The following is a 24,154-nucleotide window of genomic DNA, read 5'->3' on the forward strand; positions in this document are numbered from 1 at the left end:
TCCGGCACGAAAGTACCCCGCGCCGTTGTCCTAAACAATAACGTGTTCTAGTTTGAGTCATGGTGACCGCCGTCACGGGCGGCAAGTAGTGGAGAGAGTCCCATGAGCACAACGAGTAAGGCGAAGCTTCCGCCGCGCGTCACGGAATCCCTCATCAACCGGCTGACCGCGATGGTGACCGCGGGCAAGGCCGGCGAGGCCCGCGAGCCCTTCGAGATGACCGAGGTCTACACCGGCGACGTCGTCGGCTACCTGCCGCAATCCTCCCCCGAGGACGTCGTCGCCGCCGCCGAAATGGCGCGCGCCGCGCAGCGGGAGTGGGCCGCCCGCCCGCTCAAGGACCGCCTCGCCGTCTTCGAGCGGGCCCACGAACTGCTGCTCACCGAGATCGAGACGCTCGCCGACCTGATCCAGATCGGCTGCGGCAAGGCCCGGCGCATGGCCATCGAGGAAGTGTGCGACACCCCGCTGGTGATCGCGCAGTACCTCAAGACCGCCGAGAAGACGCTCAAGCCCAAGAAGCGCTCCGGGCCCATGCCGGTCATCACCTCCTCCACCGAGGAGCACCGGCCCAAGGGTGTCGTCGCGGTCATCGCGCCGTGGAACTTCCCGTTCGCCATCTCCATGTCCGACTCCACCCCCGCCCTGATCGCGGGCAACGGCGTGATCATGAAGCCGGACAACAAGACCGCGCTGTGCACCCTGTACGGCATCGAACTGCTGCACAAGGCGGGCCTGCCGCGCGGGCTCGTCCAGGTGGTCTGCGGCGTCGGCCCCGACGTCGGGCCGACCCTGATCGACAATGTCGACTTCGTCATGTTCACCGGCTCCACCGCCACCGGGCGCACCATCGGCGAGCAGTCCGGGCGCAACCTCATCGGCTGCAGCCTCGAACTCGGCGGCAAGAACCCGATGATCGTGCTCGACGACGTCAACTTCGACGAGGCCATCCCGTCGATCCTGTTCGCCGCCTTCGGCAACGCCGGCCAGATCTGCATGCACATCGAGCGCATCTACGTGCAGGAGCGCATCTACGACGAGTTCCTGCGCCGGTTCAGCGCGGCCGCGGAGGAACTCGCCGGGAAGACGGGCGCGTCCTACGACTTCGAACCCGAGATGGGGTCGCTGGTCTCCGTCGACCACATGAAGCGCGTGGCGGCGCATGTCGACGAGGCGCGGGAGAAGGGCGCGACCATCGTCACCGGCGGTAACCCGCGCCCCGACCTCGGACCGGCCTTCTTCGAGCCGACCGTCCTCACCGACGTCACCAAGGACATGGCGCTGGCCACCATGGAGACCTTCGGGCCCGTCGTCAGCATCTACAAGTACAAGACCGACGACGAGGCCGTGGCTCTCGCGAACGACACCGCGTATGGCTTGAACGCCGCCATCTGGACCGGAAACATCGACCGCGCAACGAAACTCGCCGAGCGCATCGACTCCGGCTCGATCAACATCAACGACGGCTTCATCACCAGCTACGCCGCCAAGGGCACGCCGTCGGGCGGCGTCAAGCAGTCCGGCGTCGGCACCCGGCACGGCGCGGCCGGTCTGCTGAAGTACACCGACACCATCAACGTCGGTGTCCAGAAGAAGCAGATCATGGCCTCCCGCTCGTCCATGCCGTACGAGAAGCAGCTCAAGTCGACCCTGGTCACGCTGCGCCTCATGCGGCGCCTGCACCTGGGCTGACCGCCGTCCGCGCTGAAAACGGTTCCACCACGAAGGGTCCCGGCCGCCCGGCCGGGACCCTTCGCGCCGAGTCAGGGACGTCGCGCGGTCAGCGACAGGTGCGCGACGCCGATGATGTGCGATCCCATCGAGAACGACGCCACCGTGGGGGTCGTGGTCGCGGGCAACCCCAGACTCGGCGTGTCCAGCGCCAGCACCGAGATCTGGTAGGCGTGCGGACGGTCCCCGCTGGGCGGGCACGGGCCCAGATACCCCGGCGCACCCGCGTCATTGGTTCCGGCCACACCCGCCGCGCCGGCGGTGAAATCGGTTGCGGTGGAGGGGATATCCCAGTTCACCCAATGCCAGAAGCCCGCGCCGGTCGGGGCATCCGGATCGAACATGGTGACCGCGAAGCTCTTCGCCCCGGCCGGAGCCCCCGACCATTGCAGCCGGGGTGCGCGATTGGCGGCGGTGCACCCGAACGCGCCCGCGTAGAAGTCGGCGGGAAACGCGTGATCGGCGGTGGCGTCCCCGGTGGTGACCGTGAACCGCGCGGCCGAAGCGGGCACCACGGGCCGAACCTGAACGGACGCACTCGGATTCGCGGTCGTCGTGGCCGGCGCCGATTCCTTGTCACTCCCGCACGCGGCGGCGGACAGCAGGGCCGCCACGGCGAAGGTCGCGGAAACGGTGCGTGCGATGCGAGTCATGGCGGTTCTCCTTCGATGTCCGATTGGCAAGACGAGCATCCCGAAATCCGGGACACCCAGGGAGAGCCTCCGCACCCTGGTATTCCGCATACCACCCACCCGCCTCCTAGGCTGGACGCGAGAGAACGGAGCGCGACCATGGCCACGCCGACCCCCGGACAACAGCTGGGCTCGTTCCTGCGCGCCATGCGCGAGCGTTTGTCCCCCGAAGCAGCCGGTCTGCCCACCGTCGGTCAGCGCCGCACGCCGGGCCTGCGCCGCCAGGAAGTGGCCCAGCTCGCCGCCGTCAGCATCGACTGGTACATCCGTCTCGAACAGGGTCGCGTCGGCACCCCCGGCGCCGCGGTCCTCGACGCCCTCTCCGAGGCCCTGCGCCTCACCGACGCCGAACGCGCCCACCTGCATCTCATCGCCCGCCGCGCCACACCCCCGGCCCGCACCCCGGTCGCCGCACCGCCCGCCTCACTCCTGGCGATCCTCGACGGCATGCCCGCCCTGCCCGCCTACCTCACCGACTTCCGCCTGGACGTCCTCGCCCGCAACACCGCCGCCGTAGCCCTCTTCGGCCCCGGCTTCGACTCCGGCACCAATACCGCCCGCCTGACCCTGCTCGACCCCGGCATCCGCGCCAGTCAACTCGACTGGGCGCGCATCGCCCGCGAAACCGTCGGCATCCTCCGCCGCAACCAGGCCCGCCACCCCGCCGACCCCGGCCTGCGCGCCCTCATCGACGAATTGCGCACGGACAGCCCCGAATTCGCCGACTGGTGGGACGACCACACCGTCCAGGACCGCAGCCACGGCACCAAACGCATCCGCCACCCCGAAGCCGGCGACCTCACCGTCGCCTACGACAGCCTCACCAGCCCCAACGACCCCGACCACACCCTCACGATCCTCACCCCCGCCGACCCCGCCACCACCGCCGCCCTGCGCACCCTCCTCACCGCCCACGCAAACCGCCTGGCCACCACCCGACTTCGCCCCGTAGCAGGCTGACCCCCGCGTATCGTCGCGCTCCATGAGCACAGCCGCTGACACCACCGCCGTGATGAATCTGATCGCCCGGTACGCCGAACTCGTCGACGCCGGAGACTTCGCCGGAGTCGGCGCACTGTTCGCCGAAGGTGAGTTCGTCGGTGGCGGCGGCTCGGTCCGCGGCAGCGCGAACGTCGAGCGGATGCTCCAGCACATGGTCATCCGCTACGAGGACGGCACCCCGCGTACCCACCACGTCACGACCAATATCGCCATCGAATTCGACGAATCGCCCGACACCGCAACCACACGCGCCTACTTCACGGTCCTCCAAGCCCTCCCGGACCTGCCCCTGCAACCCATAGCCGCAGGCCGCTACAACGACCGCTTCCACCGCCACGACGGCCAGTGGCGATTCGCCGAACGCCGGGTCACCATGACCTTGACGGGCGACCTCAGCCACCACCTGCGAGTCCGCCTTCAGCAAGGTGAGTGACGTTCCGATCATGGGCCTTGGGCGGTCCTGCTGCGAACGCCCTGCGGACTGTGAAAGCCCCGGCGTGCCAGGGCTTTCCGTGAGGCGTGACTACTTCTAGGCCGAGAGGCTGCTGAGGAGGCCGCCGATCACCGGGATGGAGCTCGCGCTACCGGTTCCAGCCGGGGTGGTCGGCGGGGCTGCGGAGACGGTCACATCCAGCGGACCTTCTGTGCCGGTGTAAAAACCATCCTGAACGTCGGCCGAGAACGTGTAGGTGCCGGCGTCGGCCGGAGTCCAGGTGAATGACGCCGCGGACTGGCCGTCTTGAATGGTCAGGGTGTGATATTCCGCAGTGCCATTGTGGATGACGACGAATCTCAATAGGGTGCCTACCCGTCCCTTCCCGCTGACTTGGTAGGTCGTACCTACGTAATGACTGGCGCCTGAGACCGTCAGGTTGTTGACGGTAACGTCGGCCATCGCGGGCGATTCGGCGAGCACCGCCGCGGTGCTCATAGCAGCGAGCCCAGTCGTGACGGCTACCGCCCAGCGGATGCGTGTGGTACTCGAGCCCGTCCCCCTTCGAGAATTCCTGTGGCACTTGGCCTTTGCTCGCCCCTGGTCGGGAGCTTCTGCAGGCTACCCAGGAAGTGGAAGGCACGCGCTTCATCGAATCGGTCGCTGTATAGGTCGGACCGCTCATTTCAAGATCATTGGTAGTCTGCGCGAGTCCTCGATCTATGAGGATTTTCGACACAGGAGGAACTCTTGAACGTGACACGAATCGGCCGTGGGCTGGCTGTCGCCCTTGCCGGGCTCGCAATCTCCCTCGGGGCAGCGTCCGTGACAACGGCGCCCGCGTCGGCGGACATCGTCACTGTCAATATGTATGGCACCATTACGGTCCCGGGTGACGTGCACTACGCGAACTCCACCTACACGGTGATTCTCAGCGACGCGGGCAACGGCCACTATGGCGCCCAGGTGACTCTCGTCGACTCGGTCAACGGCTCCGTCGAAGCGAGCTATGACGCTATCGGAGCTTCGACGGCCACGGATGCCTCGCGATTGTCCTTCCAGTGGGCGCCGAAGACCGTGGGCGACCACAACATGGTCGTCCGGTACTACTGGCCGACGACCGGTTACACCTTCCAGATTCCCACTCAGGTATCCGTGACAGCGGCCCCGGCTCAACCCGGCGGCACCGGAAGCGCCGGCTCGATCCCGGTCATCGGCGGCCTGCTGAGCAGCCTCTCGGCCAAGTGACCTTCCGCCAGGGAACGACTCGCGGGTGAACTGAGCTCTCACCCATCGAGAAGGAGTCCAGCCGATTTGGCTGGACTCTTATCTCGGAAAACACAAAACCCCGGCTCTCGAAAGAGCCGGGGCCGAGTTGTGTCTCAACCACACAGTCGGGGTGACAGGATTTGAACCTGCGACCTCTTCGTCCCGAACGAAGCGCGCTACCAAGCTGCGCCACACCCCGTGAAGTGAACCTGCAGTAGCTTAGCGCACCGGTTGTCCAGGTGTTAAATCGGCTGGTCAGAAGGGCTAAAGGAGGCGGAAAGAGGCGAAGATCCGGCGGGCCAGATCGGGGGAGACGGAGCGGTCGACGCCGGTGTCGGCGACTATGACCAGGACCAGGGAGCCGCTGGTGGGGCCGGCGCTGACGGCGTAGGTGAAGACGGAGAAGGTGGTGGCGCAGCCGGCGGGGGCGGTGAAGGTGCCGGTGGTTTCCAGGAAGGTGCCGTGCAGGGTGTTGTCGCCGGAGTCGAGGGGTTGGGGGGTGCCCGCCTTCGACGAGGTTTGGGTGGACCAGCCCAGGCGGGCGGCGTGCGCGCCGATATCGGTGGCGGCCGCGGTGGCGTCGGAGAGGTCCGAGGTGGACAGAAACATGTTGGTGCGCACGTTGTTCGGGCAGTAGTCGACGCCCTCCTGGGCGAAACCGGCGGCCGGGATGTGGTCGGCGTCGGTGCCGTACTTGGTGGTGGAGAGGTCGACGGTCCAGTCTTGGGGGATGTCCCAGGCGGCCTTCAGGTCCTTGGGAACCACCACCTGGTAGCCGGGGATGCGTGGGGTCAGCGTGGAGGCCGGGGCGGTCGTGGAGGTGCGCGGGGCGGCGGTGGTCGGCTTGGGTGACGACGACGGGGTAGCGGGGGAGGGGGAGGAGCCGGAATCGCGCAGGACGAAGACGGCCGCGGCGATGGCGACGATCGCCACCACGACCGCGCCGATGGCCGCCAGCAGCCACAGGCGGCCGCGATCACCGCTCGGAGGCGGGTAGCTGCCCGGGGGTGATGATCCGGGCGCGACAGGGGCCGGGCCGGTGCCGTACGAATTCGCGACCGGTGGAACCGGATTCGGGCCCGAGACGTAGGGATTCGGACCAGACGCGTAAGGATTCGGACCCGACGCGTAGGGGTTGCGTCCGGGCGCTTGGGGATTCGGTCCGGATGCTCGAGGACTCGGTCCGGGGGCGTGTGGATTCCGGCCGGACGCTTGGGGGTTGGGTCCGGAGGGGTGCGGGTTCGGGCCGGGCACTTGGGGGTTGGGTCCGGAAGGGTGCGGGTTCGGGCCGGGCACTTGGGGGCCCGCGCCCGAGGCGTACGGGTTCTGGCCGGGGACAAGGGGATTCGGGGTTGGCCGATAGCGCGGCGGGGTGGCGGGGCGGTCGTGGACCGGGCCCTGCCACCAGTCGCCGCTGGAGGTCGTTCGATCCGGGTCGATGTTCTGGTCGTCGTGTTCGCCGCTCACCGCAGGCCCCCTGTCCGACGCGTCGTACCGCTACTGGATCGGGCGGATGCTGGCGAGGATCTTCTTCGCCAAGGTCGCGTCCACCGCCTGCGCGACACCGGTATCGGCGGCGATCGTGAACACGAAAGCGCCGCTGTCACCGGGGAACGCGAAGGTGTAGATCGAGTAGGTCGATGCGCAACCCGCGGTCGACGGGATGGCCGTCCCCTTGGTCTCCAGGTAGACGCCCTGCAACTGTCCGTCCGAGGACTGGAACGACTCCGGCGCGCCGGGCGTGGTGCCGGTGGAGGTGGACCAGCCGATGCGGCCCAGACGGGTCCCGATGTCCGCGGCGGCCTTGCCCGGATCGGTCTCGTCGGACTGCGTCAGGAACACGTTGGTGCGCACGTTCTCCGGGCAGTAGTCGACGCCGTCCTGCGCCAGCCCGGCCACCGGAACGGAGTCCGCGCCCTTGCTGAACGAGTCCTGACCGGTGTGGTCCGGCTTCCAGCCCTGCGGAATGTCATAGGCCGCACCGTTGTCCGGGATCGTCACGACCTGATAGCCGGGAATCACCGCGCCGGGCGTACCGGTCGCCTTCGGGGCGGTGGTCTTGCCCGGCGTCGGCTTGCCCGAGGACGGCGGTTTCGCCGTGGTCGAGGTGAGCGCGCTGATCAGCGACGGGGTCGTATTCGACTGGGCCGACGGCGAATTCGAGCCCTTGTTCACCAGTGCGACGATCCCCACCACCGCGACGATCGCCACCAGCAACGCGGCGAGACCACCGAACAGCCAGCCGCGGCCCCTGCCGCCGCCCGAGGGCGGGGGATAGCCCGGCTGTTGGCCGTAACCCGGCTGCTGAGCGTATTCCGGCGACCGGGCGAACGCCTGCGTCGGCGGATACTGCGGCGGCGGAACATACTGGCCCGCGGGCATCGGCGTGGTCGGCTGATACCCGGGCTGCGGCCACGGCTGCCCCGGCGGCTGATTCTGCTGCGGCGCCGGATAACCCGGCTGCCAACCCTGCTCCTGCGCGGGCGGCGTGCCCTGCCACCAGTCCGGATTGGGCTCCGAACCGCCGGCCTCGTCGCGGTGGTTGTCTCCACTGGTCACGATGGCCCCCTACTGAAACGACTACATACCGCGCTGTATATCGCGGCGGGAGCCCGGGGCAATATCGCCGCGGGACGATCAGCGTGCGACAGCCTCCGAGGACGCGGCTCGGCCGCGCCCCGACTCGGCCACCGGCTTCTTCGGCGGCGCGCCGACCAGCGTCAGCAGCGTCGCCTCCGGACGGCAGCAGAACCGGTACGGAGCCCACGGCGAAGTGCCCAGACCGGCCGACACGTGCAGCCGGGTGTGCGCGCCCCAGCGCGACGCGCCCTTCACCCGGGCCCGGTCGATCCCGCAGTTGGTCACCAGCGCGCCGAATCCGGGCACGCACAACTGCCCGCCGTGGGTGTGGCCCGCCATCACCAGGTCGTAGCCGTCGGCCGCGAACCGGTCCAGCACCCGCGGCTCCGGTGAGTGGGTGAGCCCGATGCTCAAGTCCGCCAGCGGATTCGGCGCGCCCGCGACGGTCTCGTAGCGGTCCCGCTTCAGGTGCGGGTCGTCCACGCCCGCGGTGGAGATCTTCACGCCCGCGACCTCGATATCGCGGCGCACATGGGTCAGGTCCAGCCAGCCGCGCTCGGTGAACGCCGCCCGCATGTCCTGCCAGGGCAGCGGATCGCCGTAGACCCGCTTGTGGTCCTTCTTGAAGTACTTGAGCGGGTTCTTCGGCACCGGCGCGAAGTAGTCGTTCGAGCCGAACACGAAAATGCCGGGACGCGCGAGCAATCCGCCCAGCGCCTGCACCACGGCGGGCACCGACTTCAGGTGCGAGAGGTTGTCCCCGGTGTTCACCACCAGGTCCGGTTCCAGCCGATCCAGCTCGCGTAGCCACGCCTGTTTCAGCTGCTGCCCCGGCATCATGTGCAGGTCGCTGATGTGCAGCACCCGCAGCGACGGCTTACCCGGTTCCAGCACCGGCAGCGTCGCCTCCCGCAGCGTGAAGGCGTTGCGCTCGATGAGCGTCGCGTATCCGATTCCGGCGACCGCGGCCCCGGCGGCTCCCAGGGCGGCACGGCTGAGGGCGGTGGTCGAGAAGACGGGCATTTGCCCAGAATAGGCGACCCGGCGGAGAAACATCGAGTCAAATGAGCTGGACCACGATAGAAGTCCCTCGTACCGTGTCGCTCATGTCGGAACTCAAAACCACGCTGCGCACGGATATGACCGCCGCCATGAAGAGCAAGGACGCGCTGCGCCTGGGCACCCTGCGGATGCTGCTGTCGGCGATCCAGAACGCCGAGGTCGCCGGGCCCGAGGCGCGCGAGCTTTCCGACCCCGAGATCATCGCCGTCCTGCAGAAGGAGGCGAAGAAGCGCAATGAGGCCGCCGTGGTCTACGAGCAGGCCGGGCGCGGCGAGCTCGCCGCCAACGAGCGCGCCGAGGAATCGATCATCGACGAGTACCTGCCCACCCAGCTCACCGAGGCCGAGGTCGGCGATATCGCCGACACCGCCATCGCCCAGGTAGCCGAGCAGATCGGTGAACGGCCCGGCATGCGGCAGATGGGTCAGGTCATGAAGGCCGCGACCGCGCTGGCCGCCGGGCGCGCCGACGGCACCCGGCTCTCGGCGGCCGTGAAGGCCCGCCTCTGAGGCGGCACCGCGGCGCTTCATGCGCTACCGCTATTAATACGAAAGGCCCGGAGCGAGTGACTCGCTCCGGGCCTTTCGTTCGCGGCTAGCGCGGGATGGGAATCGGGATCGGGATCGGCGGCAGCGCCGGGATCGTGATGCCCGGCAGCCCCGGCACCGACGGCGGCGCGTTCGGCGGCGCGGTCACCGGTATCTGCGAGCCGTCACTCACGTACATGGTGATCACCGAACCGGGAATCGCCGACCCATTGGGCGACACGTTCATGACCGTGCCCTTGCCCGCGCCCGGCTGGGTCACCACCGACACCTGGAAGCCCGCGCCGACCAGCGCCGCGTTGGCCTCGGCCTGCTGCATGCCGATCACGTCCGGGATCTGCGAATTGTTCGATCCGCGCACGTACTTGTCGTCGACCGGCGGCAGCACGGCCGGCGGGAACTTGTCGAGCACGTTCTTCATCGCGCCCAGGTAGGTGCGGGCCGGCTCGTTACCGCCGTACAGGTTTCCGCTGCCGCAGCTGCGCAGCGGGAACGAGCAGATCTCACCGGGGGTCGGGCTGTCGCCGTACACGTAGGACGCGCCCGCGAAACCGTTGGTGAAGGCCAGGAAGGCCGAGGACCGGTGACTCTCGGTGGTGCCGGTCTTCGCCGAGGTCGGAATGTTCCAGCCGACGGAATGCGCGGAACCGGCTCCGGTGCCGCTCACCACGTCCTGGCCCAGCGCCACCGCGAGGGTATTGGCCAGACCCGGATCGACCACCTGCTCACACGCCTGCTGGGTCAGCGGTACCTGCTTGCCGCTGCGGTCGACCACCTCGCGGATCGGGGTGGGCGGGCACCACTTGCCGCCGGAGGCCAGGGTGGCGGCCACATTCGACAGCTCCACCGGGTTGATCGCGACCGGTCCCAGCGTGAACGAGCCCAGGTTCTGGTCCTTGACCATGTCCGCGAGGCTCTGGTTCCCATGGCCGGAGGTACCGGGCAGGGTGTACGAGCGCATGCCGAGCCGGACCGCCATGTCCACGGTCGGGGCCACCCCGACGGCCTGGATCAGCTTGACGAAGGCCGTGTTCGGCGAGGTGGCCAGCGCCTCGGTCACCGACATCGAACCCTTGTAGGCGCCCGCGTTCTTCACGCAGTACGTCTCCGGCGGGCAGCCGGGCGTGCCGGAGTTACCCATGCCCTTGGCGGAGAAGAACGCCGGAACGTCGAGGGTGGCGTTGATGCCCAGGCCCTTCTCCATGGCCGCGGCCGTGGTGAAGATCTTGAAGATCGAGCCCGCGCCGTCGCCGACCATCGAATACGGCTGCGGCTGCACGGTCTGATGCGCGTTGGCGTCCAGGCCGTAGACCCGGCTCGAGCCCATGGCCAGCAGCGGATGCGAATCCTGGCCGGGCGCGATGATGTTCATCACCTCGGCGATGTCGTCGAGGTTCGGGTTGGTGTTGGCGGCCAGCGAGTCCCGCACCTGGTCCTGCACGGCCGGGTCCAGGGTGGTCTTGATCAGGTAGCCGCCCTTTTCCAGCTGATCGCGGCTGATGCCGGCGTTGGTCAGGTACTGCATGGCGTAATCGCAGAAGAAGCCGCGGTCGTTGGCCGCGATGCAGCCGCGCGAGAGGCCCTTGGGCTCGGGCAGCACGCCCAGTCCCGTGTCCTTGGCCTTACGGAACTCCTCCGCCCGGCTGGGCACGTTCTGGATCAGGGTGTCGAGCACGGTGTTGCGGCGCTCCAGCACGCCCGTGGGGTTGGTGTACGGGTTCAGCTTGGAGCTGGACTGCACCATGCCGGCCAGCATGGCCGCCTGCGTCATGGTCAGGTCCTTGGCGTCCACGCCGAAGTACGTCTGCGCGGCGTCCTGGATGCCGTAGGAGCCGTTGCCGAAGGGCACCAGGTTGAGATACCGGGTGAGGATCTCGTCCTTGGTGAGCCGCTTGTCCAGCGTCAGCGCCATGCGGATCTCACGGATCTTGCGGGCGGGGGTGGTCTCGGTGGCGGCCCGGCGTTCGGCGTCGGTCTTGGCCACCACGAGCAGCAGGTAGTTCTTCACGTACTGCTGGTCGATGGTGGAACCACCCTGGGAGACCTGGCCACCGGAGGTGTTGGTCAGGAAGGCCCGGAAGGTGCCCTGCCAGTCCACACCGTGGTGGTCGGCGAAGCGCTTGTCCTCGACCGAGACCAGCGCCAGCTTCATATTGTTGGAGATCTTGTCGCTGGGGACCTCGAAGCGGCGCTGCTCGTACAGCCAGGCGAAGGGCGTCCCATTCGCGTCCACCATGGTCGAGACCGCGGGCACGCTGCCCTCGACCAGTTCGGCGGAGACGTTGTCGACGGCGTCGGCGGCCCGGTTGGAGATGAACCCGAAGCCACCGGCGAGCGGGAACAGCAATCCGGCCAGCAGCACGGCTGCCAAGACGCACGCGCCTGCCAGTCTCCAGAGCGTTCGTGTGATCGGCACGGGCCCTAGCCTAATTGGCCTTTCGGACACTCGGTGTTCGCCCGCCACGGGTGTCCTTTCGTCCCCAAAAGTACGGACTGCCCGGTTCTTGGCAACGAATGCGTGGACGGACGTACCAGAAAATCTCGGGACGGTCTTGCGCAGCCGATACACGACTATCTAGATTGAGAACCCAGTGTGATAGAGCTAACACTCAAAGTGGAATGTGGTGCAGAACGCAGTGGGGTTGGGTAACTGCGCGCTGCACTCGCGATTCTGGAGCGCCGTGACCCGGTGTTCGGACTGCAAAGGGGCACACCAAATGCACATGACTACCCCGATCGCTCGATTGGACGTGGAGCAGGCCGAAGCGAGAATCGCCTGGGTTTCCCAGGCCCGATGCAAGGAAGTGGATCCCGACCAGCTGTTCGTGCGTGGCGCGGCACAGCGCAAGGCCGCCACCATCTGCCGGCACTGCCCGGTGCTGATGGAGTGCGGTGCTGACGCCCTCGACAACCGAGTCGAGTTCGGTGTGTGGGGCGGTATGACCGAGCGGCAGCGCCGTGCGCTGCTGAAGCAGCACCCGGAGGTGACGAGCTGGGCGGACTTCTTCCGCGTCCAGCGATCACAGAAGGTAGCGATGTAAGCGAGTATCCCTTACCTAGATCCCCCCTATAAGCAGAACGGATCGAGCCCGCGGGATGCGGGCTCGATCCGTGTCCGGGGTCGGATCGGGCATTTCAAACCAAAGGGTCGAAAGCCGACAACCGAGGCGAGGCCTCGGCGGGTCCGCGTCAGGCGGGCTTGGCGCCGGCCTCGACGAGCTGGTCACCGACGGCGCGCAGCGCCTCCAGATCGGCCACCTCGAAGGGCAGCGCGGTGACGGCCACGATGGGCACGCTCGGGTGGGCGCCCGTGAACCGGTGCAGCAGATGCTGTTCCCGCTTGGCGGTGGCGGCCCGATGGGCGTGGATGCGCAGTACCGCGGCCGCGAGCGCTTCCGGCGTCTCCGTCTCGGGTTCCGGCGTCGCGCCGTTCTCGGACTCCGGGACCAGGCGATCCGCCGCGACCTGCGCCTGCTCGGCGGACAGCGAGCTCAGGACCGGGTGGGTGCGGTTGAGCACCAGTCCGGCCATCGGCATCTTGTCGGTCGAGAGCCGGTCCACGAAGAAGCTGGCCTCCCGCAGCGCGTCCGGCTCGGCCGCGGCCACCACCAGGAAGTGGGTGCCCGGGCGGGACAGCATCGCGTAGGTGCGGTCGGCCCGATCCTGGAAGCCGCCGAACATCGATTCCAGTGACTGCAAGAAGACACTGGCGTCTTTGAGAAGCTGGCCGCCGACGATGGTCGAGACCCCGCGCAGCGCCAGGCTCATGGCGCCCGCCACGAACTTCCCGACGCCGCGGCCCGGGGCCATGATGACCCGGATCATCTTGCCGTTGAGGAAGTTGCCCAGCCGTTTCGGCGCGTCCAGGAAGTCCAGGGCGTTGCGCGAGGGCGGGGTGTCGACCACGATCAGGTCCCACTCCCGCTTGGCCGCGAGCTGGCCCAGCTTCTCCATCGCCATGTACTCCTGGGTGCCACCGAAGGAGGACGCGACGGTCTGGTAGATCGGGTTGGCGAAGATCTGCTCGGCCTTGTCCGGCGTGGTGTGCTCGAGCACCATGTCGTCGAAGGTGCGCCGCATGTTCAGCATCATCGCGAACAGCTCGCCCTTCGCCTCGGGCCCGAGTTCCACCTTCTGCGGCACATTGCCCAGGTCGCTGACGCCGAGCGACTGGGCCAGGCGTCGGGCCGGGTCGATGGTCAGCACCACGACCTTGCGGCCCGCCTCGGCCGCGCGCAGCGCGATGGCCGCGGCCGTGGTGGTCTTGCCGACGCCGCCGGAACCGCAGCACACCACGATCCGCGCCGACGGGTCGGCGATGATCTTCGAGATATCCAGGGGCACAGTGCCTGCCGGAACGACCATGACTAGCGAACCCCCTGCGCGCTCAAGACTTCGGCCAGCTCGTAGAGCCCGCCCAGATCCATACCGTCGGTGAGCGACGGCAGGTACAGCCGCGAGATGTCGAGCTGGGACAGCTCGGCGGCGCTCTCGTCCTGGGCGGCCAGGCGCGCGGAATGCTCGACGGTCTCGGCGACCAGGCCCTGGAAATCGGCCTCGGACAAGGCGACTCCGGCCTCGGCCAGCCCGGCCCGCAGCGCGTCGAGGTCGACGTCGCCGAGCGCGGCGCGTTCGCGCACCGAGCGCGGCAGGTAGCCCTCGCTGGCGCGGTTCACGATGACCGTGCCGATGTTCAGGTCGTTGGCGGTGAGTTCGGCGACGGCGTCGGCGGTCTCCTGCACCGGCAGCGCTTCCAGCAGCGTGACCAGGTGGATCATGGTCTGCTCGGAGTGCAGCAGCTTGGACACGCCCTCGGCCTGCGCGGCGATCGGACCGCCGCCGGCGATCTCGGCCATGGCCTGGGTGACGTCCAGGAAGCTGGCGATCCGGCCGGTCGGGGGCGCGTCGATGACGATCTCGTCGTAGGCGGGTTTGCCGGACTTGTCGGCGCGCACCGCGCATTCCTTGATCTTGCCGGTGAGGATGACGTCGCGCAGGCCCGGCGCGATGGTGGTGACGAACTCGATGGCCCCGACCCGGCGCATGGCCCGGCCGGCGAAGCCGAGGTTGTAGAACATGTCGAGGTATTCCAGGAAGGCGTGCTCGACATCGAGGGCCAGCGCCATCACCTCGCCGCCGCCGTCGGCGGTGGCGATGCGAGTCTCGGTGGGCGGCAAGGGCGGCAGATCGAACAGCTGCGCGATGGACTGTCTGCCCTCGACCTCGACCAGCAGCACCCGGCGCCCCCCGGCGGCCAGTGCCAGCGCGAGCGCCGCGGCGACCGTCGACTTCCCGGTGCCCCCCTTCCCGGATACGTAATGCAGGCGGGCCTTGTCCGCCCGCTCCGGCCAACCTGCTTCGACCCCCGGCTCAACCGAAACGGGCACTGCTATCGGTACTCCCACGCTCGCGAGCCTATAACTCGTTCCGGAATCCTGCGCACAGGACTTGGCAACTGTCTGATACACCACTCTGGAAATTCGTATTTCCTAATCCCGCAGCGTAGTCGGAGGGTCTGGACAACTCCGGGAACCGGGCCGGGGATACGCTCACCTCCATGAGTGAAGTGACCACGTGGGAGTACGCGACGGTGCCCCTGCTGACCCATGCCACCAAGGCCATCCTCGACCAGTGGGGTTCCGACGGCTGGGAACTCGTCACCGTGCTGCCCGGGCCGACCGGTGAGCAGCACGTCGCCTACCTGAAGCGGGCCAAGAGCTGATGGGGTGGGCCGAGAACCTGAAGGAACTCGGGCTCGAACTGCCGCCGGCGCCGAAGCCGGTCGCGGTGTACGTGCCCGGTGTCCGGACCGGTAATTACGTCTACACCTCCGGCCAGCTGCCGTTCGTGAACGGCGAACTGCCGCTCACCGGCAAGCTCGGCGCGGAGATCAGCGTCGAACAGGGCGCGGAGATGGCGAAACTGGCCGCGCTCAACGCCCTCTCGGTGGTGAACGATCTGGTCGGCCTCGACCAGGTGGTGCGCATCGTCAAGGTGGTCGGTTTCGTGGCGTCCGCGGCCGGTTTCAACAGCCAGCCGCTGGTCATCAACGGCGCGTCGGAGCTGCTCGGCGCGGTGCTCGGCGAGGCCGGGGTGCATGCCCGGTCCGCCGTCGGCGTCAACGAGCTGCCCCTGAACACCCCGGTCGAAGTGGAACTCATCGCCGAGGTGCGGTAGCTCCACCGACCTGCTTCCGGCACAGAAAGGCTTGGGGCACAGTCGGAAACGTGATGCGTTCAACCCTGGACGCATCACGTCAGCTGCATTAGGACGGAAAGATGACGCTCACCCACCCCGCGTACGAACAACTGCGGCAAGTGACTCCGTCCGCCGCCGTCGTTCTGGCCGACAACCCCAGCGGAATGACGTTGCAGGGCACCAACACCTGGCTGCTCCGCGCCCCCGGCGCCACCGAATACGTTGCGGTGGACCCGGGTCCGAAGGATCGCAAGCACACCGAGGCGCTGGTCCGCGCGACCGGCGGTGAGATCGCGCTGACGCTGATCACCCACGAGCACGCCGACCACACCGGCGGCATCGACCACCTGGTGAAGGCCACCGGAACCCCGGTGCGCGCCAAGGGCTCCGAATTCCTGCGCGGTTCGGGCACCGTCCTGGCCGACGGCGAGGTCATCGAGGCGGCCGGTCTGCGCATCACGGTGCTCGCCACCCCCGGCCATACCGGGGATTCGCTGAGTTTTCTGGTCGACGGCCCCGACGGCGAGCGGGTCCTGCTCACCGGTGACACCGTCCTCGGGAGTGGGACCACGGTGCTCGAATCGTCGGACGGCGCGCTCGCGGCGTACCTGGATTCGCTGAATCGCCTGGTGTCGGTGGCCCCCGGCCGCACCCTGCTGCCGGCGCACGGCCCGGACCATCCGGATGCCGAACCGGTCATCCGCTACTACATCGCCCACCGCCAGGAGCGCCTCGATCAGGTGCGTACCGCGCTGGAGAAGCTGGGCCCCAACGCCAAAGCCCTGCAGATCGTCGCCGAGGTCTATGCCGACGTCGACAAGCGGCTCTGGCCCGCGGCGCACAGTTCGGTGAAAGCCCAGCTGGCCTATCTGCGTTCGCGGGGCTAGGCCCGGATCGAGGCCGGAAACGCGAAAGGATCGGGCACCGCTACGGAGGTGATGCCCGATCCTTCTGACGTATTCGCTTGTCCGCCTCGCGTCAGCGAGCGCGGCGCGCCAGCCGCTCCGAGTCGGAGATCAACACGCTCTTGCCCTCGAGCCGCAGCCAGCCGCGGTGCGCGAAGTCGGCCAGGGCCTTGTTCACGGTTTCGCGGGAGGCGCCGACCAGCTGGGCGATCTCTTCCTGGGTCAGGTCGTGGGTCACGCGCAGGGCGCCCGCTTCCTGGGTGCCGAAGCGCTGGGCGAGCTGCAGCAGCGCCTTGGCGACACGACCCGGCACGTCGGTGAAGATCAGGTCGGCCAGGTTGTTGTTGGTGCGGCGCAGGCGGCGGGCGAGCACCCGCAGCAGCTGCTCGGCGATCTCCGGACGCTGGTCGATCCACGCCTTGAGCGCGTCGCGGTCCATGGTGACGGCTCTGACCTCGGTGACGGTGGTGGCCGTCGAGGTGCGCGGGCCCGGGTCGAAGATCGAGAGCTCGCCGAACATGTCGGACGGGCCCATGATCGTCAGCAGGTTCTCCCGGCCGTCGGGAGAGCGACGACCGATCTTCACCTTGCCCGAGGTGATGATGTACAGCCGGTCGCCGGGCTCGCCCTCATTGAAGATGACGTGGCCGCGCGGAAAATCAACAGGCTGCAGCTGTTTGGTGAGAGCGGCGACCGCGGTGGGCTCGACGCCTTGGAAGATGCCTGCTCTGGCGAGGGCCTCGTCCACGAATGTGCTCCTTATGGGAAATGGCTCTGTCCTGGACCGAAACGACTCGGCCGACAGTGCAGTCTACTTTGCATTACCGCCGGGTAGTGATAGACACCACGCGCCGAGCTGATACTCGGATGTGCGGAGCCCCAGTACGCGACACACAACGCAACGTGCGACACGCTTCACACGAATCTACGACACGCCGTGAGACCGGCGTCATGAAGATCGTAAAAAGTGGTCCGGGGCTCGAAGCCACCGGACCACCCGACCGCCGACCCTCCGGTCAGCTGGCCTGCGCGACGTCCATTCCCTTGGCCGCGGGCCGGGCGCGCCGGGGCCGCGCGGCGGCGGCCGGCAATCCCAGCTTGGTCAGATCGCTGACCTCGGCATTCGTGGCTCGATCGAGGTACTGCTGAACCTCCGGGTCGGGTTCGAGCAACTTCCGCAGCCGATTCTCGACCCGTTCCATCACCAACGCGAACAGCATCAGCGCTATCGGAAACAGCACCACAGCGAGTCCTTGCATAGGCAGCAGTAAACACGCCGAAGGTCTCAGATGGAACACGGCAGGCCCGCTGGCCGGTTGTGACGTAGCACCGGTTCCGTAAGGTGGACGCGTGCGTGTCTCTGAATCCAACGCGGCCCTGAGCGGGGCAGACCCGGATAATTCGGGCCTCGCGACAGTGAAATCGGACGGTGCCGCGGTTCCTGTCGAGGCCGCGGTCGATGTCGCGGATGCGCCATCGTTTTCGCGTCCGGCCAAAGCGCGCAAGCGCGACAAAGAGACTCGGACCGGCCTGGTCAGGCGTGCGCGGCGGATGTATCGGGAAATGACGCGGGAGTTCCCGGACGCGCACTGTGAGCTTGATTTCACTACGCCCCTCGAATTGGCGGTCGCCACAATTCTTTCCGCGCAGTGCACTGATGTCCGGGTGAACCAGACCACCCCGGCGTTGTTCGTGAAGTACCGCAGCGCACGCGATTACGCCGAGGCCAATCGCGCCGAGCTGGAGGAGTACATCCGGCCCACCGGCTTCTACCGCAACAAGGCCAATTCGCTGATCGGGCTCGGGCAGGAACTGGTCGAGCGATTCGACGGGGAACTGCCGAGCACCCTGGACGAGCTGGTCACCTTGCCCGGGATCGGGCGCAAGACCGCGAATGTCGTCCTCGGCAATGCCTTCGGGGTCCCCGGAATCACCGTCGATACCCATTTCGGGCGGCTGGTGCGGCGCTGGGGCTGGACCGCCGAGGAGGATCCGGTCAAGGTCGAGCATGCCGTCGGCGCGCTGATCGAGCGCCGGGACTGGACCATGCTCTCGCACCGGGTGATCTTCCACGGCCGCCGCGTCTGCCATGCCCGCAAGCCCGCGTGCGGCGCCTGCCTGCTGGCCAACGACTGCCCGTCCTTCGGGACCGGGCCGACCGATCCGGCCGAGGCCGCCAAACTCGTGAAGGGCCCGGAGACCGAGCACCTTCTCGAACTGGTCGGCCTGTGAGCGCCGAGGCGACGCGGGGCAACACCTGGTGGCGCTGGGTCCTGGCGGCGGTGATCGTCGCGGTGGCGGCGGTGGCCGCCCTCTGGCCCCAGCTCACCCGCACCGATGACGAGAACGACCGCTCGGCCGCGCCGTCGGCCACCTCGGTCGTCGAACCGGTTGTCCCCGAGTCCGATCGGGCCGCGGCGGCCCTGGCCGCCTGCCCATGGCCCAGCGGGGCCCCGGCCGGGGGCGGCGGCCCGCTCCACGGCATCACCCTCGACTGTCTGGCCGACGGCAAACCGGTCGACCTCGGCGCCGCGTTGGCCGGAAAGCCCGCGCTGCTCAATCTGTGGGCGTACTGGTGCGGCCCCTGCGCGGAGGAACTGCCACTGCTGCAACAGTTCTCGCAGCAGGCGGGCAGCGCGCTCACCGTGCTGACCGTGCACAGCGACCCCGGGACGGATAAGGCGTTGTCCCGGCTGAGCGGGCTCGGAATTCATCTTCCCGGCGTCATGGACTCCGGACACGCGGTCCGTACGGCGGTCGGCGCACCGCCGGTGCTGCCGATCTCGGTGCTGTTGCGCGCGGACGGCACCGTTGCCAAAGTCGTGGTGCGCCCGTTCCGCAGCGTCGAGGACATTTCCGATACCGTCGCGGCCGAGTTGGGAGTCCGGGCGTGAGCGGCGGTCGGCGGTGGTTTTCGGTGAGGGTGTGGTGATGAGACTCGAGGCGTCCAGCAATGGGATTCCGGTCTGGCTGAGCGGGGTGGCCGAACACGATCCGGCCGACCCCACCGGCGTGAACCCGGTCCTGCGTCGCAGTGCCATGCGGCGCTTCGCCGCCGCCGCGACCCGGCCCCGGGACGCGGCCGTGCTGGTGCTGTTCGGCGGCTCCCCGGACGCGGATCCCGCAGCGCCGGGCGGGCTTCCGGCCGACGCCGACGTACTGCTCACCCAGCGCGCCGCCACCCTGCGCCAGCACAGCGGCCAGGTGGCGTTCCCCGGCGGCGGGGTGGAGCCGCAGGACGACGGACCGATCAGCACCGCCCTGCGCGAGGCCAACGAGGAGACCGGCCTGGATCCGGCGAGCGTCGAGCCGATCGCGGTGCTGCCCAAGATCTTCGTGCCGCCGTCGCGGTTCGATGTGACGCCGGTGGTCGCCTATTGGCGCACGCCCGGCGCGGTGGGAGTGGTGAGCGAGACCGAGGCGGCCCGCGTGGCGCGGGTGCCGGTGTCGGAGCTCATCGATCCGGCCAATCGTTTCGTGGTGCGGCATCCGCTGGGCTATATGGGCCCGGCGTTCACCGTGGACGGAATGCTGGTGTGGGGGTTCACCGCCGGCGTGCTCGCCGGACTGCTGGCGGTATCGGGGTGGGAACACGAATGGGACTATCACGATGTACGTGATCTGCAGGCCTCACTGGCCGCGGTAGGGATGACATTATGAGCGCCTCGGGCTGGCTCGATCTCGGCATCATCATTCTGGCGTTGCTCGCGGCCACCTCCGGGTGGCGGCAGGGCGCGGTCGCCTCGGCGCTGGCCTTCCTGGGCGTGATCCTGGGCGCGGTGGCGGGCATCCTGATCGCGCCGCACATTCTGAAACATCTGAGCGAGGGCCGGACCCGGGTGCTGGTGGGCGTGCTGCTCATCGTGGCGCTGGTGATCATCGGCGAGGTCGCGGGCATGGTGCTCGGGCGGGCCGCGCGCGGCGGCATGCGGGATCCGTTCACCCGCAGCGTGGACAGCGTGGTGGGCGCGGGCCTGCAGGCGGTGGCGGTGCTGGCCACCGCGTGGCTGCTGGCGCTGCCGCTGACCAACTCCTCGCAGCCGGGCATCGCGGCCGCGGTCACCAACTCGCAGGTGCTGCGCAATGTCGACCATGTCGCGCCGGACTGGCTGCGCCGGGTGCCGACCGACTTCTCCAATCTGCTCAACACCTCCGGGCTGCCGGACGTCATCGGCCCGTTCGGGCACGTCCCGATCACCGCGGTGGAGCCGCCCGACGCCAGCGTGCTGCAGCTGCCCATCGCCCAGCAGTTGCAGGGCAGCGTGCTGCGCATCCGCGGTATCGCGCCCAGTTGCCAACGGCAGCTGGAGGGTTCGGGCTTCGTGGTGGCCCCGGAGCGGGTCATGACCAACGCGCACGTGGTGGCGGGCACCAACAGTGTCAGCGTGGACACCGCGCGCGGGCCGCTGGGCGCGACCGTGGTGCTGTTCGACTCGTCCAAGGACGTGGCGATCCTGGCGGTGCCGGGCCTCAACGCCCAGCCGCTGGCGCTGGCCCCGAAGGACGCCACCACGGGTGAGAGCTCCATCGTGCTCGGCTACCCGGGCGGCGGGCGCTACACCGCCAGCGCGGCGCGCGTGCGCGAGACGCTGAACCTCAAGGGCCCCAACATCTACCGGGACGCCGACGTCAAGCGTGAGGTGTACACCATCCGCGGTCAGGTCCGGGCCGGTAACTCGGGCGGCCCGCTGGTGGACACCGACGGCCGGATCCTGGGCGTGGTGTTCGGCGCGGCCGTCACCGACGACGACACCGGGTATGTGCTGACCCTCGACGAGGTGAAGCCGGAACTCGACGCGGCGTCGAGTCAGACCGCGGCCGTCGGTACCGGCAGCTGTGTGCTGAGCTGATGGACGCACCGAGCTGATCGACACCGAAACCGGCCCCCGGCGATCTGATTCGCCGGGGGCCGGTTTCGGTGGGCAGTCCGGTCAGGCCAGCAGTTTCGCGATCTCCGCGGTCACCGGTTCCGGATTCTCCTGGTGCGCATAGTGACCCGCGCCGGGAATCTCGACCAGTCGCCGCTCCGGCGACAGCTGCCGGCCCCGGTGGATGGTGCCGGGCAGGATGTAGGGGTCGCGGTCGCCGTACATCGCCAGCGTCGGCACCCGCACCGGCTCGCTCATGGCGGACATGAATCGCCGGCCGTCGGGCCGCCATTGACTGCGGAAGGCCCAGCGCTGGTATTCCAGCGCGCAGTGCGCCGCGCCGGGGATCCGGATGGCGGTGCGCATGCGGCGGGCGGTGTCGGCGAATTCCTCGGTGGCCGAGAAGTGTTCGCTGACCCGGTCGCGCAGCAGCAGTTCGATCTCGATGCCGTCGTCGCGGGTGAGCCGGTGCTCGGGCAGGCGCGGCAGCTGATAGCGCAGGAAGCCGGGCAGCCAGGCCGAGCGTTGCGCGTCGTCGCGCAGCACGGCCCGCTTCAGGGCCACCGGGTGTGGGGAGCTGATCAGGGCGATGGACCGCACCACGCGAGGGTGCAGGACCGCGGTGGCCCAGCACACCAGCCCGCCCTCGGCGTGCCCGACCAGGGTGGCCTCGGTGTGCCCGAGGGCCCGGACCAGTCCGGCCACGTCACCGGCGAGGGTCCAGCCGTCGTAGCCGCGCGGCGGCTTGTCGGTGTCGCCGTAGCCGCGCAGGTCCACCGCGACGGTGCGGTAGCCGCGCGCGGCCAGCCCGGTCAGCTGATGCCGCCACGACCACCAGAAATCGCCGAAACCGTGCAGCAGCACCACCAGCGGCGTGCTGGTTCCCGGCTGCGCCGGTTCGGCGGGCGCGGCCTCGACGACGTGGAAGCGAATGCCGTTGGCACGCACGTCGCGATGGGTCCACGGCCCGTCATAGCGGACTGCGGACGGATCCGGCTGCGAATTCGACGACACGCCGAAGGAGCGTAATCGAAGGTCTAGGCCCGGGGCTTGCTGACGTCCACGGAGTGCTCGTCGGAGTGGCTGAAGCTGCTCGACAGCAGCGTCTGGGTCTCCTTCAGCGATCCGATGGTCTTCTCCGGCGCGCGCAACTTGCGCACCTTGAGGTAGCCCAGCAGACCGCAGGCCGCGACCGCCGCGATCATCAGCAGGAACACCACCAGGAACGCGGCCCAGCGGGGCATCCACACGTCCAGCAGCTCGGCGAGGAAGAAGAAAAAGAAGAAGGAGCTGAACAGCAGGATGGTCAGCGCCAGGATGAAGAAGACACTGCCCTGCAGGCCCTTCTTGATCTCGCCGGTGACCTCGGTCTTGGCGAGCTCCACCTCGGCGCGCACCAGCGTCGACATCTGCTCGGTGGCGTCGCGGACCAGACTGCCGATGGTGGCCGACTGATGGGCGTCGATATCGGACAACGGAATCGAGGTGACGGTGCGGGTGCGGTTCCCGTCGTAGCCGTTACCGCCCTGTGTGAAGCTCAATTGCTCGACCCTTCTCCATGTCCCGGTAGTACGTTCCGGTGTCACTCTTGACTTTGCAGTGCGCGCTCGTCACGTCGTGCCTGGTGAGCACGGCCACGACGCAACAGTAGCGCCGAACCGGCCAGGGAAGCCGCCAAAGACGTGAGCAACACCGCCGCTTTCGCGAGTTCTGCCGCCGACCCGTCGCCGACGTCTTCCAAGGCCAGTTCTGCCACCAAGAGGCTAACGGTGAAGCCGATCGCGCCCAGTACCGACAGGGCGAACATGTCCCTGTACCCGAGATCACCCGGTCGTTCCGCGATCCCCAACCGCACGGCGAGCCAACTGGATCCGAAGATGCCGACCGTCTTGCCGACCAGCAGACCCAGGATGATGGCCAGCGACAGCCGGTTGGTGAACAGCTGTGACAGTACCGCCGAATCCAGCGGGACGCCGGAGGCGAACAGCGCGAACAGCGGTACGCACACGGCCGCGGAGATGGGCTGGAAGAAATGTTCGAGCCGGGCGGCGGGCACGCAGTGCTCGTCCTCGTCCGGGTCGGGGCGGACCCGGGTCAGCAGGCCGCACGCGACACCGGCCAGGGTGGCGTGAATTCCGGCCTCGTGCAGGGCGTACCAGGACAGTAGGCCGAGCGGCACGTAGAGGAACGGGGTCCCGATCCGGAACTTCTGGCCCAACGCCCACCCGGCGAAGCACAGCAGCGCGACCAGCAGCCACACCATCTTCAGTGTGGTGGTGAACAGGACCGCGATCAGCAGGATGGCGATCAGGTCGTCGACCACGGCCAGGCTGAGCAGGAACACCCGGGCGCTGGCCGGGATCCGCGACCCGGTCATGGCCAGCACGGCCAGCGCGAAGGCGATATCGGTGGCGACCGGGATGGCCCAGCCGCGATCCATGCCGTCCACGCCGTGGCCGACGGCCATGGCGATGAGCGCGGGCAGCATCACGCCGCCCAGGGCGGCCACGATGGGCAGGGTGGCGCGTTTGCGATCGGCGAGTTCGCCGACCACCAGCTCGCGTTTGAGCTCCAGACCGGCGACGAAGAAGAAGATGGCGAGCAGGCCGTCCTTGGTCCAGTCGGCCAGCGAGAGGTCCAGGTGCAGGGGCGCGATCGCGAGCCTGGTCTCGACCATGGTGGTGTAACTCGCGCTCCACGGTGAGTTGACCCAGATGAGCGCGCCCGCGGCGGCGATGAGAAGCAGTGTGCCACCGAAGGTTTCGGTTCTCAGATAGCGCGCTAGCTCGGATCGGACCTGTGCGATCACCGGGTGCACCTTTCAGCCGTTTCGTTCGACAGAACAGCGGCGTGCACACCACTGACGGGA

Annotated in this window: 26 protein-coding genes and 1 tRNA gene; 13 read left to right on the plus strand and 14 right to left on the minus strand. The window is 68.4% G+C overall.

The features are described 5' to 3' along the window. Positions 1-102: 102 nt before the first annotated feature. Positions 103-1,692 carry a succinic semialdehyde dehydrogenase gene (locus ACWELJ_RS06735; RefSeq protein ID WP_452365200.1) on the plus strand — a complete coding sequence of 530 codons (1,590 nt, stop codon included), beginning with the start codon at positions 103-105 and terminating at the stop codon, positions 1,690-1,692. Between the two features lie 71 nt (positions 1,693-1,763). On the opposite strand, the gene ACWELJ_RS06740 is transcribed toward ACWELJ_RS06735, so the two are convergent. Further along, positions 1,764-2,384: a YbhB/YbcL family Raf kinase inhibitor-like protein gene (locus ACWELJ_RS06740; protein ID WP_452365201.1), complete on the minus strand. Its 621-nt coding sequence runs from the start codon at positions 2,382-2,384 to the stop codon at positions 1,764-1,766. A gap of 138 nt (positions 2,385-2,522) precedes the next feature. Between ACWELJ_RS06740 and ACWELJ_RS06745 the strand changes: the two genes are divergently transcribed. Next, positions 2,523-3,383 (plus strand): helix-turn-helix transcriptional regulator, encoded by an 861-nt coding sequence (locus ACWELJ_RS06745; RefSeq protein ID WP_452365202.1) that lies wholly within the window; start codon positions 2,523-2,525, stop codon positions 3,381-3,383. Between the two features lie 22 nt (positions 3,384-3,405). Then, positions 3,406-3,858: a nuclear transport factor 2 family protein gene (locus ACWELJ_RS06750; RefSeq protein ID WP_452365203.1), complete on the plus strand. Its 453-nt coding sequence runs from the start codon at positions 3,406-3,408 to the stop codon at positions 3,856-3,858. A gap of 96 nt (positions 3,859-3,954) precedes the next feature. Here the strand turns inward: ACWELJ_RS06750 and ACWELJ_RS06755 are convergent, their stop codons facing one another. Next, the gene (locus ACWELJ_RS06755) at positions 3,955-4,356 is read right to left on the minus strand and encodes a hypothetical protein (protein ID WP_452365204.1); all 402 of its coding nucleotides are present in this window, start codon (positions 4,354-4,356) and stop codon (positions 3,955-3,957) included. 252 nt (positions 4,357-4,608) lie between these two features. Between ACWELJ_RS06755 and ACWELJ_RS06760 the strand changes: the two genes are divergently transcribed. Next, on the plus strand, positions 4,609-5,106 hold the full coding sequence (locus tag ACWELJ_RS06760) for a hypothetical protein (RefSeq protein ID WP_452365205.1): 498 nt from the start codon (positions 4,609-4,611) through the stop codon (positions 5,104-5,106). Positions 5,107-5,252: 146 nt separating this feature from the next. On the opposite strand, the gene ACWELJ_RS06765 is transcribed toward ACWELJ_RS06760, so the two are convergent. From ACWELJ_RS06765 to ACWELJ_RS06780, 4 genes are all read right to left on the minus strand, one after another. Then, positions 5,253-5,326: transfer RNA gene (locus ACWELJ_RS06765), tRNA-Pro, on the minus strand. Between the two features lie 65 nt (positions 5,327-5,391). Further along, positions 5,392-6,594: a hypothetical protein gene (locus ACWELJ_RS06770; protein WP_452365206.1), complete on the minus strand. Its 1,203-nt coding sequence runs from the start codon at positions 6,592-6,594 to the stop codon at positions 5,392-5,394. A gap of 30 nt (positions 6,595-6,624) precedes the next feature. Then, a complete protein-coding gene (locus tag ACWELJ_RS06775) occupies positions 6,625-7,686 on the minus strand; it encodes a hypothetical protein (protein ID WP_452365207.1) in 1,062 nt (353 codons plus the stop codon). A 78-nt stretch (positions 7,687-7,764) separates the two neighbouring features. Continuing rightward, positions 7,765-8,730, minus strand: coding sequence for a metallophosphoesterase (locus tag ACWELJ_RS06780; protein ID WP_452365208.1), 966 nt, complete (start codon positions 8,728-8,730; stop codon positions 7,765-7,767). A gap of 83 nt (positions 8,731-8,813) precedes the next feature. Here ACWELJ_RS06780 and ACWELJ_RS06785 point away from each other — a divergent pair, with 83 nt between their 5' ends. Then, the gene (locus tag ACWELJ_RS06785) at positions 8,814-9,278 is read left to right on the plus strand and encodes a GatB/YqeY domain-containing protein (protein ID WP_452365209.1); all 465 of its coding nucleotides are present in this window, start codon (positions 8,814-8,816) and stop codon (positions 9,276-9,278) included. An 85-nt stretch (positions 9,279-9,363) separates the two neighbouring features. Here ACWELJ_RS06785 and ACWELJ_RS06790 read toward each other — a convergent pair whose 3' ends face one another. Continuing rightward, positions 9,364-11,730: a penicillin-binding protein gene (locus ACWELJ_RS06790; protein ID WP_452365210.1), complete on the minus strand. Its 2,367-nt coding sequence runs from the start codon at positions 11,728-11,730 to the stop codon at positions 9,364-9,366. 301 nt (positions 11,731-12,031) lie between these two features. Here ACWELJ_RS06790 and ACWELJ_RS06795 point away from each other — a divergent pair, with 301 nt between their 5' ends. Then, entirely contained in the window at positions 12,032-12,355 is a 324-nt protein-coding gene (locus ACWELJ_RS06795) for a WhiB family transcriptional regulator (RefSeq protein WP_033089817.1), read from the plus strand. A 148-nt stretch (positions 12,356-12,503) separates the two neighbouring features. On the opposite strand, the gene ACWELJ_RS06800 is transcribed toward ACWELJ_RS06795, so the two are convergent. After that, a complete protein-coding gene (locus ACWELJ_RS06800) occupies positions 12,504-13,679 on the minus strand; it encodes an ArsA family ATPase (protein ID WP_452365211.1) in 1,176 nt (391 codons plus the stop codon). Positions 13,680-13,681: 2 nt separating this feature from the next. Continuing rightward, positions 13,682-14,701: an ArsA-related P-loop ATPase gene (locus ACWELJ_RS06805; RefSeq protein ID WP_452365212.1), complete on the minus strand. Its 1,020-nt coding sequence runs from the start codon at positions 14,699-14,701 to the stop codon at positions 13,682-13,684. Positions 14,702-14,871: 170 nt separating this feature from the next. Between ACWELJ_RS06805 and ACWELJ_RS06810 the strand changes: the two genes are divergently transcribed. From ACWELJ_RS06810 to ACWELJ_RS06820, 3 genes are all read left to right on the plus strand, one after another. After that, complete coding sequence (locus tag ACWELJ_RS06810; RefSeq protein WP_452365213.1) at positions 14,872-15,036, plus strand: hypothetical protein; 165 nt, start codon at positions 14,872-14,874, stop codon at positions 15,034-15,036. Further along, positions 15,036-15,491, plus strand: a complete 456-nt coding sequence (locus tag ACWELJ_RS06815) for a RidA family protein (protein WP_452365214.1) — start codon at positions 15,036-15,038, stop codon at positions 15,489-15,491. The genes ACWELJ_RS06810 and ACWELJ_RS06815 overlap by 1 nt, the downstream gene beginning before the upstream one ends. A gap of 101 nt (positions 15,492-15,592) precedes the next feature. Beyond that, the gene (locus ACWELJ_RS06820) at positions 15,593-16,399 is read left to right on the plus strand and encodes an MBL fold metallo-hydrolase (RefSeq protein ID WP_452365215.1); all 807 of its coding nucleotides are present in this window, start codon (positions 15,593-15,595) and stop codon (positions 16,397-16,399) included. A gap of 91 nt (positions 16,400-16,490) precedes the next feature. Here the strand turns inward: ACWELJ_RS06820 and ACWELJ_RS06825 are convergent, their stop codons facing one another. Together ACWELJ_RS06825 and ACWELJ_RS06830 are read right to left on the minus strand one after the other, a co-directional pair. After that, on the minus strand, positions 16,491-17,165 hold the full coding sequence (locus tag ACWELJ_RS06825) for a Crp/Fnr family transcriptional regulator (RefSeq protein WP_213558957.1): 675 nt from the start codon (positions 17,163-17,165) through the stop codon (positions 16,491-16,493). Between the two features lie 268 nt (positions 17,166-17,433). Then, positions 17,434-17,676 carry a hypothetical protein gene (locus ACWELJ_RS06830; protein WP_033089361.1) on the minus strand — a complete coding sequence of 81 codons (243 nt, stop codon included), beginning with the start codon at positions 17,674-17,676 and terminating at the stop codon, positions 17,434-17,436. 292 nt (positions 17,677-17,968) lie between these two features. Here ACWELJ_RS06830 and nth point away from each other — a divergent pair, with 292 nt between their 5' ends. Genes nth through ACWELJ_RS06850 form a run of 4 tightly spaced genes read left to right on the plus strand, consistent with a single transcriptional unit; the run spans position 17,969 to position 21,267 of the window. Continuing rightward, positions 17,969-18,649, plus strand: a complete 681-nt coding sequence (nth, locus tag ACWELJ_RS06835) for an endonuclease III (protein WP_357275950.1) — start codon at positions 17,969-17,971, stop codon at positions 18,647-18,649. Further along, complete coding sequence (locus ACWELJ_RS06840) at positions 18,646-19,311, plus strand: TlpA family protein disulfide reductase (RefSeq protein WP_452365216.1); 666 nt, start codon at positions 18,646-18,648, stop codon at positions 19,309-19,311. The genes nth and ACWELJ_RS06840 overlap by 4 nt, the downstream gene beginning before the upstream one ends. A 37-nt stretch (positions 19,312-19,348) precedes the next feature. After that, positions 19,349-20,077: an NUDIX hydrolase gene (locus ACWELJ_RS06845; RefSeq protein WP_452365217.1), complete on the plus strand. Its 729-nt coding sequence runs from the start codon at positions 19,349-19,351 to the stop codon at positions 20,075-20,077. Then, positions 20,074-21,267 (plus strand): MarP family serine protease, encoded by a 1,194-nt coding sequence (locus ACWELJ_RS06850; RefSeq protein WP_452365218.1) that lies wholly within the window; start codon positions 20,074-20,076, stop codon positions 21,265-21,267. Before ACWELJ_RS06845 ends, ACWELJ_RS06850 begins: the two co-directional genes overlap by 4 nt. A gap of 81 nt (positions 21,268-21,348) precedes the next feature. Here ACWELJ_RS06850 and ACWELJ_RS06855 read toward each other — a convergent pair whose 3' ends face one another. Genes ACWELJ_RS06855 through nhaA form a run of 3 tightly spaced genes read right to left on the minus strand, consistent with a single transcriptional unit; the run spans position 21,349 to position 24,094 of the window. Continuing rightward, on the minus strand, positions 21,349-22,299 hold the full coding sequence (locus ACWELJ_RS06855; RefSeq protein WP_452365219.1) for an alpha/beta fold hydrolase: 951 nt from the start codon (positions 22,297-22,299) through the stop codon (positions 21,349-21,351). Between the two features lie 23 nt (positions 22,300-22,322). Next, positions 22,323-22,826, minus strand: a complete 504-nt coding sequence (locus ACWELJ_RS06860; protein ID WP_452365220.1) for a phage holin family protein — start codon at positions 22,824-22,826, stop codon at positions 22,323-22,325. Positions 22,827-22,867: 41 nt separating this feature from the next. After that, complete coding sequence (gene nhaA, locus ACWELJ_RS06865) at positions 22,868-24,094, minus strand: Na+/H+ antiporter NhaA (RefSeq protein WP_452365221.1); 1,227 nt, start codon at positions 24,092-24,094, stop codon at positions 22,868-22,870. Between the last annotated feature and the right edge of the window lie 60 nt (positions 24,095-24,154).

The sequence above is a fragment of the Nocardia sp. NPDC004582 genome (assembly GCF_053602115.1).

Coding starts and splice junctions, on each gene's coding strand:
- ACWELJ_RS06735 (WP_452365200.1), top strand. CDS start 103: ATGAGCACAACGAGTAAGGCGAAGCTTCCGCCGCGCGTCACGGAATCC.
- ACWELJ_RS06740 (WP_452365201.1), bottom strand. CDS start 2,384: ATGACTCGCATCGCACGCACCGTTTCCGCGACCTTCGCCGTGGCGGCC.
- ACWELJ_RS06745 (WP_452365202.1), top strand. CDS start 2,523: ATGGCCACGCCGACCCCCGGACAACAGCTGGGCTCGTTCCTGCGCGCC.
- ACWELJ_RS06750 (WP_452365203.1), top strand. CDS start 3,406: ATGAGCACAGCCGCTGACACCACCGCCGTGATGAATCTGATCGCCCGG.
- ACWELJ_RS06755 (WP_452365204.1), bottom strand. CDS start 4,356: ATGAGCACCGCGGCGGTGCTCGCCGAATCGCCCGCGATGGCCGACGTT.
- ACWELJ_RS06780 (WP_452365208.1), bottom strand. CDS start 8,730: ATGCCCGTCTTCTCGACCACCGCCCTCAGCCGTGCCGCCCTGGGAGCC.
- ACWELJ_RS06785 (WP_452365209.1), top strand. CDS start 8,814: ATGTCGGAACTCAAAACCACGCTGCGCACGGATATGACCGCCGCCATG.
- ACWELJ_RS06795 (WP_033089817.1), top strand. CDS start 12,032: ATGCACATGACTACCCCGATCGCTCGATTGGACGTGGAGCAGGCCGAA.
- ACWELJ_RS06800 (WP_452365211.1), bottom strand. CDS start 13,679: ATGGTCGTTCCGGCAGGCACTGTGCCCCTGGATATCTCGAAGATCATC.
- ACWELJ_RS06810 (WP_452365213.1), top strand. CDS start 14,872: ATGAGTGAAGTGACCACGTGGGAGTACGCGACGGTGCCCCTGCTGACC.
- ACWELJ_RS06815 (WP_452365214.1), top strand. CDS start 15,036: ATGGGGTGGGCCGAGAACCTGAAGGAACTCGGGCTCGAACTGCCGCCG.
- ACWELJ_RS06820 (WP_452365215.1), top strand. CDS start 15,593: ATGACGCTCACCCACCCCGCGTACGAACAACTGCGGCAAGTGACTCCG.
- ACWELJ_RS06830 (WP_033089361.1), bottom strand. CDS start 17,676: ATGCAAGGACTCGCTGTGGTGCTGTTTCCGATAGCGCTGATGCTGTTC.
- nth (WP_357275950.1), top strand. CDS start 17,969: ATGTATCGGGAAATGACGCGGGAGTTCCCGGACGCGCACTGTGAGCTT.
- ACWELJ_RS06845 (WP_452365217.1), top strand. CDS start 19,349: ATGAGACTCGAGGCGTCCAGCAATGGGATTCCGGTCTGGCTGAGCGGG.
- ACWELJ_RS06850 (WP_452365218.1), top strand. CDS start 20,074: ATGAGCGCCTCGGGCTGGCTCGATCTCGGCATCATCATTCTGGCGTTG.